Annotated in this window: 15 protein-coding genes; 7 read left to right on the top strand and 8 right to left on the bottom strand. The window is 58.8% G+C overall.

All coding sequences use genetic code 11. The features are described 5' to 3' along the window. Positions 1-62 precede the first annotated feature (62 nt). From QRN38_RS12725 to QRN38_RS12710, 4 genes are all read left to right on the top strand, one after another. Positions 63-884 (top strand): CheR family methyltransferase, encoded by an 822-nt coding sequence (locus QRN38_RS12725; protein ID WP_057415272.1) that lies wholly within the window; start codon positions 63-65, stop codon positions 882-884. Continuing rightward, the gene (locus tag QRN38_RS12720) at positions 881-1,495 is read left to right on the top strand and encodes a chemotaxis protein CheB (protein WP_011104154.1); all 615 of its coding nucleotides are present in this window, start codon (positions 881-883) and stop codon (positions 1,493-1,495) included. The genes QRN38_RS12725 and QRN38_RS12720 overlap by 4 nt, the downstream gene beginning before the upstream one ends. Then, a complete protein-coding gene (locus QRN38_RS12715) occupies positions 1,489-2,670 on the top strand; it encodes a hybrid sensor histidine kinase/response regulator (RefSeq protein WP_011104155.1) in 1,182 nt (393 codons plus the stop codon). Before QRN38_RS12720 ends, QRN38_RS12715 begins: the two co-directional genes overlap by 7 nt. 91 nt (positions 2,671-2,761) lie before the next feature. Further along, positions 2,762-3,139, top strand: a complete 378-nt coding sequence (locus QRN38_RS12710) for a response regulator (RefSeq protein WP_057419307.1) — start codon at positions 2,762-2,764, stop codon at positions 3,137-3,139. 27 nt (positions 3,140-3,166) lie between these two features. On the opposite strand, the gene QRN38_RS12705 is transcribed toward QRN38_RS12710, so the two are convergent. Together QRN38_RS12705 and QRN38_RS12700 are read right to left on the bottom strand one after the other, a co-directional pair. Next, entirely contained in the window at positions 3,167-5,197 is a 2,031-nt protein-coding gene (locus QRN38_RS12705) for a response regulator (RefSeq protein WP_057419306.1), read from the bottom strand. Then, positions 5,194-6,678 carry an ATPase domain-containing protein gene (locus tag QRN38_RS12700; protein ID WP_007244012.1) on the bottom strand — a complete coding sequence of 495 codons (1,485 nt, stop codon included), beginning with the start codon at positions 6,676-6,678 and terminating at the stop codon, positions 5,194-5,196. The genes QRN38_RS12705 and QRN38_RS12700 overlap by 4 nt, the downstream gene beginning before the upstream one ends. Before the next feature lie 219 nt (positions 6,679-6,897). Between QRN38_RS12700 and QRN38_RS12695 the strand changes: the two genes are divergently transcribed. Next, positions 6,898-7,710 carry a crotonase/enoyl-CoA hydratase family protein gene (locus QRN38_RS12695; RefSeq protein WP_044389783.1) on the top strand — a complete coding sequence of 271 codons (813 nt, stop codon included), beginning with the start codon at positions 6,898-6,900 and terminating at the stop codon, positions 7,708-7,710. 52 nt (positions 7,711-7,762) lie between these two features. Continuing rightward, positions 7,763-8,599 carry an NAD(+) diphosphatase gene (nudC, locus tag QRN38_RS12690; protein WP_005762586.1) on the top strand — a complete coding sequence of 279 codons (837 nt, stop codon included), beginning with the start codon at positions 7,763-7,765 and terminating at the stop codon, positions 8,597-8,599. Here nudC and QRN38_RS12685 read toward each other — a convergent pair. The 6 genes from QRN38_RS12685 to QRN38_RS12660 form a co-directional block, all read right to left on the bottom strand. After that, positions 8,567-9,346 carry a TSUP family transporter gene (locus tag QRN38_RS12685; RefSeq protein ID WP_024667505.1) on the bottom strand — a complete coding sequence of 260 codons (780 nt, stop codon included), beginning with the start codon at positions 9,344-9,346 and terminating at the stop codon, positions 8,567-8,569. The two genes, nudC and QRN38_RS12685, sit on opposite strands and share 33 nt — an antisense overlap. Before the next feature lie 105 nt (positions 9,347-9,451). Beyond that, the gene (locus tag QRN38_RS12680) at positions 9,452-10,600 is read right to left on the bottom strand and encodes a Gfo/Idh/MocA family protein (protein ID WP_285362421.1); all 1,149 of its coding nucleotides are present in this window, start codon (positions 10,598-10,600) and stop codon (positions 9,452-9,454) included. Positions 10,601-10,700: 100 nt separating this feature from the next. After that, positions 10,701-11,468 carry an SDR family oxidoreductase gene (locus QRN38_RS12675; RefSeq protein ID WP_057419333.1) on the bottom strand — a complete coding sequence of 256 codons (768 nt, stop codon included), beginning with the start codon at positions 11,466-11,468 and terminating at the stop codon, positions 10,701-10,703. A gap of 27 nt (positions 11,469-11,495) precedes the next feature. Further along, complete coding sequence (locus tag QRN38_RS12670) at positions 11,496-12,563, bottom strand: phosphotransferase family protein (protein ID WP_044389775.1); 1,068 nt, start codon at positions 12,561-12,563, stop codon at positions 11,496-11,498. 202 nt (positions 12,564-12,765) lie between these two features. Beyond that, on the bottom strand, positions 12,766-13,083 hold the full coding sequence (locus QRN38_RS12665; RefSeq protein ID WP_003382829.1) for an SCP2 sterol-binding domain-containing protein: 318 nt from the start codon (positions 13,081-13,083) through the stop codon (positions 12,766-12,768). A 55-nt stretch (positions 13,084-13,138) separates the two neighbouring features. Continuing rightward, positions 13,139-13,849, bottom strand: a complete 711-nt coding sequence (locus QRN38_RS12660; protein ID WP_024667502.1) for a histidine phosphatase family protein — start codon at positions 13,847-13,849, stop codon at positions 13,139-13,141. A 205-nt stretch (positions 13,850-14,054) separates the two neighbouring features. Between QRN38_RS12660 and sohB the strand changes: the two genes are divergently transcribed. Next, a complete protein-coding gene (gene sohB / locus QRN38_RS12655) occupies positions 14,055-15,077 on the top strand; it encodes a protease SohB (protein ID WP_005762574.1) in 1,023 nt (340 codons plus the stop codon). The last annotated feature ends 40 nt before the right edge of the window (positions 15,078-15,117 follow it).

Below are 15,117 nucleotides of genomic sequence, written 5' to 3'. Positions count from 1 at the left end.
GCGTGTTTTCGTTTTCGATGCTGCTTTCGAGAATGCTTCCGATGACAGTAACGGACGTCACCATGCACCTTGACCGTAGCGTCGAGATAGAGCTGCGTCTGTTGATCGAGGCGATCTATCTTCAGTACAGCTACGACTTTCGCGATTACTCCGGGGCATCGATCAAGCGCCGGGTCATCCATGCGTTGCGTCAGTTTGACTGCGCGACCATCTCGGCCCTGCAGGAACGGGTGCTGCACGACCCAGCGGCGTTCATGCAGTTGCTGCAGATTCTCACCATTCCGGTGAGCGAGATGTTTCGCGACCCGTCGCACTTTCTGGCGATCCGCAAGGAAGTCGTGCCGGTGCTGCGCACCTACCCCTCGATCAAGGTCTGGATTGCCGGGTGCAGCACCGGGGAAGAGGTGTACTCCACCGCCATTCTGTTGCGCGAAGAGGGGTTGCTGGAACGCACCATCATTTACGCGACCGACATCAACCCCAGCTCGCTGGCCAAGGCCAAGCAGGGCATTTTTTCCATGGACAACCTGCGGGCCTACACCGAGAACTACCGCAACTCGGGTGGCCAGCGCAATTTTGCCGATTACTACACCTCGGCCTACGATTACGCGATTTTCGACAAGACCCTGTGCGAGAACGTGACCTTCGCCGATCACAGCCTGGCGACAGATAGTGTATTCTCCGAAACGCAACTTGTTTCATGTCGTAACGTATTGATTTACTTCAATAAAAAATTACAGGACCGGGCTTTCGGGCTGTTCCATGACTCGCTGTGTCATCGCGGTTTTCTGGCGTTGGGCAGCAAGGAAACCGTGGATTTCTCTGCCTACGGCGATGCCTTCGAGACATTGGTAAAGCCCGAGCGGATTTACCGAAAGCGATGAGAACTACGTTTGGCGATGCCCCGTCTTCTCATGACCTGCCTGTGGTCGATGCCATCGTTGTCGGTGCCTCGGCAGGCGGTGTAGAGGCTCTGCTGAAGATATTCAGTTATTTGGGACCGGATTTCGGTCTGCCGATCCTGACGGTGTTGCACGTGCCGGAAGATCGCCGCAGCCAGTTGGCCCATGTGTTTCAGAATCGTCTGGCGATCCCGGTCAAGGAAGCCGATGACAAGGAGGATATTGTGCCGGGCACCCTGTATTTCGCGCCGCCGGGTTATCACGTGTCGGTGGAGTCTGATTTTTCTCTGTCATTGAGCCAGGAGGATCGGGTGTTTTATTCAAGGCCCAGCATCGACATTCTGTTCGGCTCGGCCGCCGATGCCTATGGCCCGCGACTGGCTGGCATATTGTTGACCGGCGCCAATAATGACGGCGCTCGAGGGCTGATGCAGATCAAGAAGTATGGTGGTTTCACGGTGATTCAGGACCCTTCGCAGGCGCAGGTGTCGACCATGCCCGAAGCTGGCCTGGCGCTGCATGCGCCGGATTACCTTCTTTCCCTGAACGATATTGGCCGTTTGCTGGTCGAGCTGGAACGAACCGCATGTTAAGTGAAATTCAGGCAAAACTGCTTATCGTTGACGATCTGCCGGAAAACCTGCTGGCGCTCGAAGCGCTGATCAAGCGTGCCGATCGCATCGTCTACAAGGCGCTGTCGGCGGACGAGGCGCTGTCGCTGCTGTTGCAGCACGAATTTGCCCTGGCCATCCTTGACGTACAAATGCCCGGCATGAACGGCTTTGAACTGGCCGAGATGATGCGCAGTACCGAAAAGACCAAGAGCATCCCGATTGTGTTCGTCAGCGCCGCCGGTCGCGAACTCAATTACGCCTTCAAAGGCTATGAAAGCGGCGCAGTGGACTTCTTGCACAAGCCCCTGGACATTCATGCGGTCAAGAGCAAGGTCAACGTGTTCGTTGATCTGTATCGGCAGCGCAAGGCGATGAAAATACAGGTCGAGGAGCTGGAACGCAGCCGCCAGGAGCAGGAGGTGTTGCTCAAACGCCTGCAATCGACTCAGGGCGAGCTGGAGCATGCGATTCGCATGCGTGACGACTTCATGTCCATCGTCTCCCATGAGGTGCGCACGCCCCTCAACGGCCTGATTCTGGAAACCCAGCTACGCAAGCTGCACCTGGCCAAGGACAACGAATCGGCGTTTACCATGGAAAAACTGCGCGCCATGGTCGATCGCGACGAGCGGCAGATTCAGAGCCTTATCCGCCTGATCGAAGACATGCTTGATGTATCCAGGATCCGTACCGGCAAGTTGTCGATCAGGCCCAGCCCGTTCGATTTGAGCGAGTTGGTCAGTCAGTTGCTGGAAAGCTTCGCCGCGCAGATCGCCGCCGCCAACTCCACCATCAGACAGTTTGCCGACGGGCCGGTGATTGGCGTCTGGGACGAGTTTCGCATCGAGCAGGTGGTCGCCAACCTGCTGACCAACGCGCTGCGCTATGGCGCGCGCAAGCCGATCGAAGTGCATGTGTACAGCAAGGAAGCCGAGGCTTTCATCGAGGTCAGGGATCAGGGCATCGGTATTACCGCTGAAAACCAGAAGCGCATCTTTCAACAGTTCGAGCGGGTCACGAGCAATCATGCGGTCGCCGGGCTGGGCCTGGGGCTGTTTATTTCCGAGCAGATCGTCATGGCGCATGGCGGCCGTATCGAGGTGGAAAGTGAAGAGGGCCAGGGCTCGGTGTTCCGGATTTGCCTGCCTTTGTGACGAGCGATCAAGTTAAATCACAGGCCGGCGCAACCTCCCATGCAAGCCGTGGTCGTAATGGCAGCTATCTACACGATCGAAGGCAGTTCCAATGAGCGCTGATGCAGAAAACGTCGTACTAATCGTCGAAGACGAACCCCTGATCCTGATGTTGCTGTCCGATTATCTGTCTGGTGAGGGCTATCGCGTTCTGCAGGCCGAGAATGGCGAGCAGGCTTTCGAGATTCTGGCAACCAAGCCCCACCTTGATTTGATGATCACCGATTACCGATTGCCCGGTGGTATCTCGGGTGTGCAGATTGCCGAGCCCGCGGTCATGCTACGGCCTGAACTGAAGGTGATTTTCATCAGCGGCTATCCGGCGGAAATTCTCGATTCAGGCAGCCCCATTGCGCTGAAAGCGCCGATCCTCGCCAAACCCTTCACCATGGAAACGCTGCAGTCGCAGATTCAGCGCTTGCTGGCCTGACCAGCAGCCTGAGCCCTTGAGCGGTGCTCAGGCTTCGATCATTTGCCGCACTTTCGAGGTCAGGTGGTCGAAGGCGAAGGGTTTGGTGATCAGTTCCATGCCCGTGTCCAGAAAGCCTGCGCGCACGGCGGCGTGTTCTGCATAGCCGGTAATGAACAGCACCTTGAGTGCGGGGCGCAGTTGCCGGGCGATTTCTGCCAGTTGCCGGCCGTTCATGCCCGGTAGCCCGACATCGCTGATCAGCAGGTCGATACGCTGAGCGGATTCCAGTATCGGCACTGCATCTGTCGCCTGGCCGGCCTCGATAAACGCATACCCCAGCTCGCTGAGCACTTCACTGACCAGCGCCCGAACAGCAGGGTCGTCTTCGACGATCAGCACCGTTTCGCCGTTCTCGGCATACAGTGCACTGCTCTGCAAGGTTGGCTCGGCTTCTTCCTTGAGCCCCTGAAAGCGTGGCAGAAACAGCTGCACGGTAGTGCCCAGACCGACTTCGCTCTTGATCGAAACGTGACCATGCGACTGCTTGCTGAAGCCATAGATCATCGATAGGCCCAGGCCGGTGCCCTGACCAATGGGCTTGGTGGTAAAGAACGGATCGAAGGCCCGACTGATGACCGTCTCTGGCATGCCGCAGCCATTGTCACTGACGCTCAGCACCACGTAGTCACCCGGCAGCAGGTTTTCGTGGGCGTTGGTGAAGGACGTGTCCAGTTGCTGATTGGAGGTCTCGACCACCAGCGTGCCGCCGTCAGGCATGGCATCGCGGGCGTTGAGCACCAGGTTGAGCAGGGCGTTTTCCAGCTGGTTGGGGTCGGCTTCAGCGGTCCACAGATCACCGGCAAGACGCAGCTGCAAGTGAATGCTCTCGTTGACGCTGCGCTGGAGAAGTTCGTCCATCGCGTCGACCAGGTGGTTTATTTCGACCGGCTTGGAGTCCAGCGACTGGCGCCGTGAAAAAGCCAGCAGGCGATGAGTCAGGGCTGCGGCACGGTTCGCCGATGTCACACCGAGGTCGACCAGGCTGTTCAGGTCTTCGGTATGGCCGCGCGATACGCGTCTTCTGATCAATTCCAGGCTGCCGATGATGCCGGTCAGCATATTGTTGAAGTCATGGGCAATCCCGCCGGTCAACTGGCCGACGGCTTCCATTTTCTGCGACTGGCGGAGAATGTCTTCCTTGTGCCGCAATTGAGCGGTGCGCTCTTCGACCTGATGTTCCAGCGTTTCGTTGAGGCGTCGTAATTGCGATTCAGCCTGCTTGCGCTCGGTGATGTCCGAGGTCACGCCTGCCAGGGAACTGACCGTGCCGTTCTTGCCGCGGATGGCACGAGCGCGCACATCGACCCAACTGAGCGAGCCATCCGGCCAGACGTTGCGGTATTCGATGATGAAATCGACGCCGGTATCCAGGCTGCGCTGGAGCGCAGACTGCATTCGCGGCTGGTCTTCAGAATAAACGGCGGCAAGCCAGTCGCGATAATCAAAACTGTCCCCATCGTCGCGACCGTAGTGAGCTTTGGTGATGGTCGAGGAAGTCAGCCGCAGATGTTCTGCTTCGAGCACCCATGACCCCAGCCTGCCGGCTTTCAGCGCGTTTTGCAGGCGTCCCTCGCTTTCGTGCAGGTCTTCCATGCGTGCGCGGGCTTCGTACTGGCGCCGTCTGCCACGTACCGCTGTGGTCACCAGGCTGACCAGCGTCACCGGATGAAAAGGGCGCTCCAGAAAGGTCACGTTGCCCAGCATGTTGCCCAGCCGCGCAGACGGGTTGTGATCAGGGCCGCCGTGATGGGTCAGCAAGACAATCGGCAGGTCGGACCAGGCGGGCTGCTGGCCGAGCAGCGCCAGCAACGGGCTGATATCGCCGTTGCGCAGCGCTTCGTCGGCAATAATCGCCAAACCGGCCCCGGCGGTCAGCTCTTTGACCAGCTCGAACAGGTCAGCCGCCGCCGTCGCCGGGTAGCCGGCTTCGTTCAAAATGCGCAGGGCAATCTGACTGTCGCGGCCTCTGGGGGCCAGAATGATCGCGCGTTCCGACAGTAATCCGTTAGCGCTCACTGGTCGTCGTCCGCCAACAAGGGTTTCATGTCACCAAGGTACGAAGGAACACCGCGCAAAACGCCCTGGAACGCTTCGAGCGGCTCACCTATTTTCAGTCCGCTGGAATTGATGCGGTATTCGCGAATGGTGGATTCGTGGGTGCCGGTACGCTTCTTGATGATCGAAATGGCACGGCGCACCTGGCCCAGTGCCTCAAAGTAGCGCAACAGAATCACACTGTCAGCAAGGTACGTGATGTCGACCGGCGAGCGCATGTCGCCGACTAGCCCGTGCTGCGCGACAGTCATGAAGGTCGCAGCCCCCTGACGGTTGAGATAGAGCAACAGTTCGTGCATGTGCAGCACCAGTGCGCTCTCCTCGGGCATTGCTGCCTGATAACCGTTGATACTGTCGATGATCACGGTCTTTATCTGCTTACGGTCCACTGCGCTTCGTACCCGGTGCGCGAACTCGCCGGGAGACAGTTCTGCTGCGTCGATCTGCTCGACGACCAGATTGCCGGTTTCTTGCAGCGCGCGCAGGTCAATCCCGAGTTTGAGCATGCGCTCGAACAGCAGTCCCATCTCTTCATCGAATATGAACAACCCGACGCGTTCGCCACGGGCCACTGCCTGCACGGCGAAGACCAGCGAGATGAGCGACTTGCCAGTACCGGCGGGGCCGAGAATCAGGGTGCTGGAGCCGCTTTCAATGCCGCCACCCAACAGGTTGTCCAGTTCTCGAATGCCACTGCTCAACTGGGCGCGTGAATAATTCGAGCGGTGCTCGGCGGCCACAAGGCGCGGGAATACATGGATGCCGTCCTCGGCAATCGTGAAGTCGTGAAAACCACCACGGTACTTCTGGCCACGGTATTTGACGATTTTCAAACGCCTGCGCTCGGCACCGTAAGTGGGCGTCAGTGCCTCAAGGCGAATGACGCCGTGGGCAACACTGTGCACGGTTTTATCGAGCGCTTCGGTGGTCAGGTCGTCCAGCAGCAATACGGTCGCGTTATAACGCGTAAAGTAATGTTTGATCGCCAGAATCTGCCGCCTGTAGCGCAACGAGCTTTGCGCCAGCAGGCGGATTTCCGAAAGACTGTCGATCACCACCCTTGACGGTTTGATGCGTTCGACCACTTCAAATATCTGCCGTGTGGCTTCGCCCAGCTCCAGGTCCGACGAGTAGAGCAGGCTCTGGTGGTGTTCCGCATCGAGCAGGCTTTCAGGCGGCGTCAGCTCGTATATATGGATCTGCGGGTCAAGCTCCCATCCGTGCGACGCAGCCCCGGCGCGCAGTTCGCGCTCGGTCTCGGACAAGGTGATATACAACGAGATTTCTCCCGCCGCTGCACCGGCCTGCAAAAATTGCAAAGCTACGGTTGTCTTACCGGTTCCGGGCTCTCCCTCAAGGAGGAAAACATGACTGCGTGAAAGACCACCCGACAGGATGTCATCCAGACCTTCAATCCCGGTTTCCGCTTTTGACGTATTCAAGTATCACCCTCTAGTAACCATTATCGGTTTTGATATCACTACACCACTGGACCGCTCGATATTCTGACCGTTCACCCTATTTAAGGGTAGCTGGGCCGCTGAACATATTCGTACCGGGGGCGAGGGCACAGTAAATGGCACTTCAGTCCGGTTACGACAGGCAGCCGACTATTGTTATAGTCCGGCGTCTGAACATAAAAAAAGCCTGAGGAAAACGTCGTGTCCGATTATCAGAGTTTCCGGTTCGAGCTGGCTGACAGTATTGCTCACGTACAGATAAACCGGCCTGAAAAGCTCAATGCCATGAATGACGCGTTCTGGACCGAAATCATCGAGATATTCGACTGGATCGAGCGCAACGATGAAGTGCGCGTGGTGGTGCTCAGCGGCGCGGGCAAGCATTTTTCCTCGGGTATCGATCTGGCCTTGCTGGCGTCGGTCGCCAGCCAGATGGGCAAGGACCCCGGACGCGACGCGCGGCTGTTGAGGCGCAAGATTCGTGACATGCAGGCGTCGTTCACTGCCGTGGACACGTGCCGCAAGCCGGTACTCGCCGCCATTCAGGGTTATTGCCTGGGCGGTGCCATCGACCTGATCTCGGCCTGCGACATGCGTTATGCCGCCGCTGATGCACAGTTCGCCATTCGCGAGATCGACATGGGCATGGCTGCCGATGTTGGGACATTGCAACGGTTGCCGAGGATCATCGGCGACGGTGTGCTGCGTGAACTGGCGTACACCGGGCGCACCGTCGGTGCCGAGGAAGCGCAGCGCATTGGCCTGGTCAATCGCACCTTCGATGACACCGAAGGTCTCTTGCAGGGCGTATTTGCGGTGGCGCGGGAGATAGCCGAAAAATCCCCGCTGGCCATCGAAGGCACCAAGCAAATGATCAGCTATATGCGTGACCACAGGGTCGAAGACGGCCTTGAACACGTTGCCATCTGGAACGCAGCCATGCTGCAATCACCTGACCTGAAACTGGCAATGGTTGCGCAGATGAGCAAGCACAAGCCGGTCTTTGATAATTGAAGCTCGACACTATTACGTCCGAGTATTTGAGTGTTGGCAAAGGAGTTTTTTCATGACACGCCCGCAGCGCTGGACAACTGCAGTTCTGGATGTCGAGGCCGACGGTGGTCTGGCCGTGGTTCAGGGGGATCAGGGTTTCTTGCTGGACAGTAACGGGGCACTGTTTCCCCGAAGCTGGTTGCGGGCGCTGGATCTGCCGGTGCAGAGCGAGCACGGTATCGGTTACTTCGACGGTGAGCCGGTCTACCTGCTGGTTTTGCAACACTCGGTGGTTGTCGAGGGGTGTGCCTGGCAGGGTTTGCGTCAGTTCATGCTGGAAGGTGACTTTGCGGTCTTCCAGATGCTCGGTTACGCCGCGCAAGTCGCTACCTGGGCCAGGGAACACCGCTTTTGCGGGGCGTGCGGGCGGGCAACGGTGCAGATTGCGGGCGAGCGGGCGATGTACTGCGAGCACGATAATCTGCGTCTGTACCCGCGTATTTCGCCGAGCATGATTGTGCTGGTCACCCGGGGCGATGAAGTACTGCTTGCCCGTTCACCGCGTTTTGTCAGCGGGATGTACAGCGCGCTGGCCGGGTTTGTAGAGCCGGGCGAGTCTGCCGAAGACTGCGTGCATCGCGAGGTGATGGAAGAGGTTCAGGTGCGCATCAAGAACCTGAAGTACATGGGCAGCCAGTGTTGGCCGTTTCCGCATTCGATGATGCTCGGTTTTCATGCGCAATATGCAGGCGGCGACATCGTACCCCAGGTCGACGAAATCGAAGACGCGCGCTGGTTCCATATCGATGACCTGCCGCCATTACCGGCCAATAGGTCTATTGCTCGTTATCTGATCGAAGCTTATCTGGCCGAGCGCTCAGGCGCCCCCGAACCAGTGCTGCCAGGCTAGGCGCACGGTCAGCCCGAGCACCACGGTGATGAACACCGGGCGGATGAACTTTGCACCGCCCTTGATTGCCGTGCCTGCGCCAAAGTAGGCACCCAGCATTACCGCAAGGCCCATGGTCAGGCCGATGATGTAGTCCACCTGACCGGAAAAGATGAACACCGAAAGCGCCACGATATTGCTGACGAAGTTCATGCTTCGCGCAACGCCGCTGGCCTTGACCAGATCCACCGGGTACATCAGCAGGGTGCTGACCGTCCAGAAAGCGCCGGTACCCGGCCCGGCGACGCCATCGTAGAAGCCCAGGCCCAGCCCTTGCGGCAGTTGCCATTTCTTCTTGATGGGCGCGTCGCTGTCCAGCGGTGCCTTGGGCGTGCCACCGAACAGCAGGTAAAGCCCGCAGCCGAATACGATCACCGGGAGCATCTGGTTCAGCCATTCGGCGGGCAGGTAATGGGCGATGATCGCGCCCAGTGCCGCACCCACGGCTGTACCGACGATCGCGTGTAGCCACTGCCGGGGGTGAAACAGCTTGCGGCGGTAGAAGGTGAAGCTGGCGGTCGCCGAGCCGAAGGTCGAGCTGAGCTTGTTGGTGCCCAGCACCAGATGCGGCGGCAGGCCGGCGGTCATCAATGCAGGGGTGGTGAGCAGTCCGCCGCCACCGGCAATGGCGTCGATAAAGCCCGCCACAAAGGCGACGGCAGCCAGAATGGCGAGGGTGGTCAGGTCTACGCTAAGTTCAAAGGGCATGAGGCGAGAGGCTTATGGCAGAAGGCGGCAAGGGGCAGAATGGCTGCCCGAACGTGGCGCATTCTACCCCTTGGCTCACCGTTGCAGGAAGCCTGTTACAGCACCTCAGATATCGTCGAGCGCGACCCAGCGCTGTTCGTGCGCGGCGAGGCGAATGGCGGTGGCCAGACGCTCGATCTGCCAGGCCTCTTCAAAATCCGGGCCTCGGCTGCCCTGGCCGCAGACCGCGAGAATCAGCGCCTGCACCTCCAGTGCCTTGAGTTCGTTATAACCCAATTGATGCCCCGGCGCGGGGCAGAACGCTGCGTAACCGGGTTGCGCAGGCCCCGCCAACAGTCGCTGAAAGCCATCGCGCCCCGGCGCGCCGGGGCGATAGATACGCAGCTCGTTCAAACGCTCCTGATCGTACGCCAGCGTGCCTTGGGTGCCGCTGATTTCAAAGCTCAGGTGGTTTTTATAGCCGTGCTTGAGCCAACTGCTGCTGAAGGTTCCGCGCGCGCCGTTGGCAAAGCGCAGCAGCGCGTGGGTCTGGTCATCCACGGCAATGGCGCGCATCTCGTTGCTGTCCGGGCTGGCAGGCCGCTGGCGGTGCACGGTATTGGCGTCGGCGCAGACGGCTTCGATGTCGCCCAGCAGGTAACGGGCCATTGCCAGCAGGTGGCTGCCCAGGTCGGCCAGTGCGCCGCCCGCATGGGCCGCTTCACAACGCCATGACCAGGGCGACGTGGCGCTGCCCATGAAGTCCTCGCTGAATTCGCCCTGAAAACTGACGATATCGCCCAGCTCACCTGCTTCGATCATTTCTCTGGCCAGGCCGATCATCGGGTTGTGCTGGTAGTTGTAGCCCACCTGGGTCACCACGCCTGCGGCCTTGGCGCTGCGCCGCATTTCATCCGCCTGGGCCAGGCTGACTGCCAGCGGCTTTTCGCAGTACACCGCTTTGCCAGCCGCGATGGCTGCCATGGCCATTGGAAAGTGCAGGTGGTTGGGCGTGGTGATCGCGACGATCTGCACCCGTGGGTCCTCGATCAGTTGCTGCCAGTCGGCGTGGCTGCGATCAAAGCCCCAGGCCTGGGCACACTGCTCGGCCCTTGCGCTGTCGGCATCCGCCAGAGCGGCCAGATGAATACGTGCCGGCAGCTCCAGGGCGGCATTGGCACTTCCGAACGCCAGCGCATGGGCGCGCCCCATAAAGCCTGTACCGATCAGCCCGATGCCCAGTTGCGGTCGCGATGTAGAAGGGGATTGCTGCATGACACTCTCCAGAGAGGATTGTTGTTATGCAGAAAATATATTCCAATTATGTGGAAATGGAAAATTAATTCACTCTCCAGGCTGATTCGCCGTGGGTTGATCAGGACAGAAAACCGCCGTCCACATTTAGCGCCACGCCGGTGGTGTAGCTGGACGCTTCGCTTGCAAGGTACAGAACCGCACCGGCCATTTCGCTGGGCGCTGCGACGCGTTTCAGCGGAATCTGCGACAGGGCCGTATTGAGAATCGCGTCGTTCTTGACCAGCGCCGATGCAAATTTGGTGTCTGTCAGGCCCGGCAGCAGAGCGTTGCAACGAATACCGAACTCGGCGCATTCCTTGGCGAACACCTTGGTCATGTTGACCACCGCAGCCTTGGTCATCGAATAGACACCTTGATAGGCACCCGGCGATACCGCGTTGATCGACGCAACATTGATGATGCTGCCACCGCCGCCTTCGCGCATCAGCTTGCCGGCCTCCACAGACATGAAGAAGTAACCGCGAATGTTCACGTCAATGGTTTTTTGAAACGCGCTGAGGTCGGTGTCTAGTACATTGCAGAACTGCGGATTGGTCGCGGCGTTGTTGACCAGGATATCCAGCCGGCCAAACTGCTGGCGTATCTGCGCAAAAACATGGGTGATCTGCTCCATCTCGCCAATATGGCAGGCTATCGCTGTGGCCTGACCGCCCTCGGCAATGATGGCATCAGCCACGGCCTGGCAGCCTTCGAGTTTACGGCTCGACACAATAACCTGCGCACCTTGCTGGGCCAGCAGCCGGGCAATCGCTTCGCCAATACCTCGGCTGGCACCTGAAACAAAAGCAACCTTGCCATCAAGGTCGAAAAGCTGGGTTCTGGACATGTGGTTTCCCTGTCTTGGCGGTGGCGGTCAAAGGCTGGATTTGGCGATCACGCCCAGGCTCATTTGCTCCAGCAGCCGGTTCATGTCAATGAACCGGGCGAAACGCTTGTCCTGAGTCTGGCCGTGGAAAAAACGGTAATAGATCTGCTGCACGATACCGGCCAGGCGAAACAGGCCGTAGGTGTAGTAAAAATCGAAATTGTCGATACGAATGCCCGAACGTTCAGCGTAGTAGTCGACGAACGCCTGGCGCGTCAGCATGCCGGGCGCATTACTCGGCTGGCGACGTGTCATCTGTACTGCCAGCGGATCATCCGCCTGCACCCAGTAGGCGAGGGTATTGCCCAGATCCATCAGCGGATCGCCCAATGTGGTCAGTTCCCAGTCCAGAACGCCGATGATGCGCATGGGGTCCGCCGGGTCGAGGATCACGTTGTCGAAGCGATAGTCGTTATGCACGATGCTTGAGGCAGGCGAATCGGCAGGCATTTTGTCCACCAGCCAGGCCTTTACCTGCTGCCATGCCGGCGCGTCCGGGGTCATGGCTTTTTCGTAGCGTTCCGACCAGCCGGCAATCTGCCGTTGCACGTAACCGTGCGGTTTGCCCAGATCACCCAGGCCGCAGGCCTGATAGTCGACCTGGTGCAAGTCCACCAGCTTGTCGATGAAGCTCTTGCACAGGCTTTCGGTGTGCTGCGCGTCCAGTGCCAGCTCGGGCGGCAGGTCAGAGCGCAGAATGATGCCCTTGAGGCGCTGCATCACGTAAAACTCTGAACCGATCAGCGACTCGTCGGTGCAGTGCAGATAGGCCTCGGGGCAATAGGGAAAGGCATCCCTGAGCTGATTGAGGATGCGGTACTCACGCCCCATGTCGTGTGCCGAACGGGCCTTTTGCCCGAAGGGCGGGCGACGCAACACCAGCTCTCTGTTCGCATACTGGATCAGATACGTCAGGTTGGATGCGCCGCCCGGAAACTGACTGATCGTCGGCGTCCCATGAAGCTGCGCAATGTGCGCTTTGAGGTACGGATCTATCAGGGCAACGTCCAGCTCTTCGCCAGCGCGAATGTCGGTGGACTGGTCAGTCAGTGCCATATCTATCCCTTTTGCTTATTATGGTCCGCGCTAATCATTGACTAATCTAATGATCGACGAACTCATGATCAACCTTCCATGAGCCTTATAGGCCAGCGTGTTGCCGAGCGATCAATCGGTTTGATCGCTGCGCAGACGAAAAAAAACCGAAGCCGGCGGGGCTTCGGTTTTTCTTTTTTGCAGTATTCAGCGCGCTCTACGGTTATACCGGGAACAGTTCACTGAGTTTCATGGCCAGCATCATGTCGCCCTCGGCGCGCAGTTTGCCGCCCATGAAGGCTTGCATACCGTCGGTTTCACCGCTGACGATACCTTTGAGCGTTTCGCTGTCCATGACCAGGGTCACGTTGGCGTCAGGGTTTTCACCTTCCTGCAGCTCGCAGGTGCTGTCCTTGACGATCAGGGCGTAGTGCTTGTCTTCATCGGTGATGTTGAAACCGAAGATCAGGTCCAGACCGGCAGCAGCGGCTGGGTTGAATTTTGCTTTCATGCTCTGGACGGCTTCGGCGACTGAGGTCATGTCTTGATCCTTTCAGGGTGAGTGATGGCGTGCGCGTGGACACTATTGTCCGGGTTCAGCGATAAGTGACGAGTTCCGGCATCTTCTGCAGTTGCAAGTGCGTGTAATTGTTGAAAGACGCCAGGGCAACGTCGTTGCCTTTGAATTTAAGCTGATGCAGCGAAGTGTTGACGATGTGCCAGTGCAGGTCGAGCGCCTTCGCTGCGGGTATTTGCATGATCAGATGCAGCAAGGCCGTGATCGTGCCGCCGGAGGTGAACACTGCGATACGCTCATGCGGGCCGGCTGTGTGAAGAATCCGGTCGAGACCTGCCTTGACCCGCGCCACGAACCCCAGCCAGCTTTGCAGCCCCGGCGTGTCGTGGTTGCCTGACAGCCAGCGCTCGGTAATGAGGCTGAACAGGCGCTGAAATCCGGCGGGGTTGGTGGTGGCGTTGCGCAGAATATCCAGCGCTTCGGGTTCGTCCTGAAGCATGGCCGGGATCAGCGCCTTGATGACGGCTTCAGCGTCGAATTCGTCAAAAGCACTGTCGATTTCCAGAGGCGGGGTAGCGATGCCGGCTTCGGCGTACTGGGCCAGCGTGTGCTGCGCGGTGTCCTGCTGACGGCGCAGTTCACCGGAAACGCAACGATCGAAGCTCAGGCCCAGCCCGGCCAGGTGCGCCCCCAGCACCCGTGACTGCCGAATGCCGACGGGCGACAGCACGTCGTAATCGTCTGCACCAAATGAGGCCTGGCCATGTCGTATCAGGTAGATGCTGCCCACGTCCGTCTCGTCTCGGTACGTTGAAGGTCGAGCGAGGTTATGAGGGATGCCGGGGAGCTGTCAATGAAAAAACATACGCTCGTTTGAAATCATCGTTTTAATGGTTTGTAACGGCTCGGCCGCTGGTGCGCTGCACAGGGCGTCGGTATGCTGCATTCATCGCCGCCCTTGATCGGTAAGGGCGTAACGCAAGTGAGGAATATTCGTGGATTTTGTTGTCGATTACGCAAGTTTTCTGGCCAAAACCGTCACGCTGGTGATCGCCATCGTTGTGGTGCTGGTTGCAATTGCGGCCGTGCGTGGCAAGGGGCGTCGCAAATCAGCCGGGCAATTGCAGGTCACCCGGCTCAATGACTTCTATAAAGGACTGCGCGAGCGACTGGAACAATCGCTGCTCGACAAGGACCGCCTCAAGGCTTTGCGCAAGGAGCAGGGCAAGGCACTGAAAAAAGACAAGAAGCTCGCCGAGCCCAAGGCGCGTGTCTACGTGCTGGATTTCGACGGTGACATCAAGGCGTCGGCGACCGAAAGCATGCGTCACGAGATCACGGCGCTACTGACGCTGGCCACTGACAAGGACGAAGTGGTCCTGCGTCTGGAGAGCGGTGGCGGCATGGTGCACAGCTACGGACTGGCGTCCTCGCAACTGGCGCGCATTCGTCAGGCGGGCATTCCGTTGACTGTGTGCATCGACAAGGTCGCGGCCAGCGGCGGTTACATGATGGCCTGCATCGGCAACAAGATCATCAGCGCGCCGTTCGCCATTCTCGGCTCTATCGGCGTCGTGGCGCAGTTGCCCAACGTCAATCGCCTGCTGAAGAAACACGACATCGATTTTGAAGTGCTGACCGCCGGCGAGTACAAACGCACCCTGACCGTATTTGGCGAAAACACTGAAAAGGGCCGCGAGAAATTCCAGCAGGACCTGGACATCACTCACGACCTGTTCAAGAACTTCGTCGCCAGCTACCGTCCGCAACTGTCCATCGACGAAGTTGCTACCGGCGAAGTGTGGCTGGGCATGGCGGCAGTCGACAAACTGCTGGTAGATGAACTGAAAACCAGCGACGAATACCTGGCCGAACGTGCCAGACAGGCCGACGTGTTTCACCTGCACTACGTGCAACGCAAGAGCTTGCAAGAGCGCATGGGCATGGCGGCTGCGAACTCGGCGGATCAACTGGCTACCAAGTGGTGGGGGCGTTTGACCCAGCAGCGATTCTGGTAGGCATTGTTCAGGTGTGACGACTCGTGCCAATGCTCCGGGG

It is taken from the genome of Pseudomonas sp. CFBP2511 (assembly GCF_030209255.1).
Taxonomy (GTDB): domain Bacteria; phylum Pseudomonadota; class Gammaproteobacteria; order Pseudomonadales; family Pseudomonadaceae; genus Aquipseudomonas; species Aquipseudomonas avellanae.
This window is presented reverse-complemented; position numbering and strand designations above follow the sequence as displayed.

Coding starts and splice junctions, on each gene's coding strand:
- QRN38_RS12725 (WP_057415272.1), top strand. CDS start 63: ATGCACCTTGACCGTAGCGTCGAGATAGAGCTGCGTCTGTTGATCGAG.
- QRN38_RS12685 (WP_024667505.1), bottom strand. CDS start 9,346: ATGCCCTTTGAACTTAGCGTAGACCTGACCACCCTCGCCATTCTGGCT.
- QRN38_RS12665 (WP_003382829.1), bottom strand. CDS start 13,083: ATGACCTCAGTCGCCGAAGCCGTCCAGAGCATGAAAGCAAAATTCAAC.
- QRN38_RS12675 (WP_057419333.1), bottom strand. CDS start 11,468: ATGTCCAGAACCCAGCTTTTCGACCTTGATGGCAAGGTTGCTTTTGTT.
- QRN38_RS12670 (WP_044389775.1), bottom strand. CDS start 12,563: ATGGCACTGACTGACCAGTCCACCGACATTCGCGCTGGCGAAGAGCTG.
- nudC (WP_005762586.1), top strand. CDS start 7,763: ATGACACGCCCGCAGCGCTGGACAACTGCAGTTCTGGATGTCGAGGCC.
- QRN38_RS12720 (WP_011104154.1), top strand. CDS start 881: ATGAGAACTACGTTTGGCGATGCCCCGTCTTCTCATGACCTGCCTGTG.
- QRN38_RS12710 (WP_057419307.1), top strand. CDS start 2,762: ATGAGCGCTGATGCAGAAAACGTCGTACTAATCGTCGAAGACGAACCC.
- QRN38_RS12680 (WP_285362421.1), bottom strand. CDS start 10,600: ATGCAGCAATCCCCTTCTACATCGCGACCGCAACTGGGCATCGGGCTG.
- QRN38_RS12715 (WP_011104155.1), top strand. CDS start 1,489: ATGTTAAGTGAAATTCAGGCAAAACTGCTTATCGTTGACGATCTGCCG.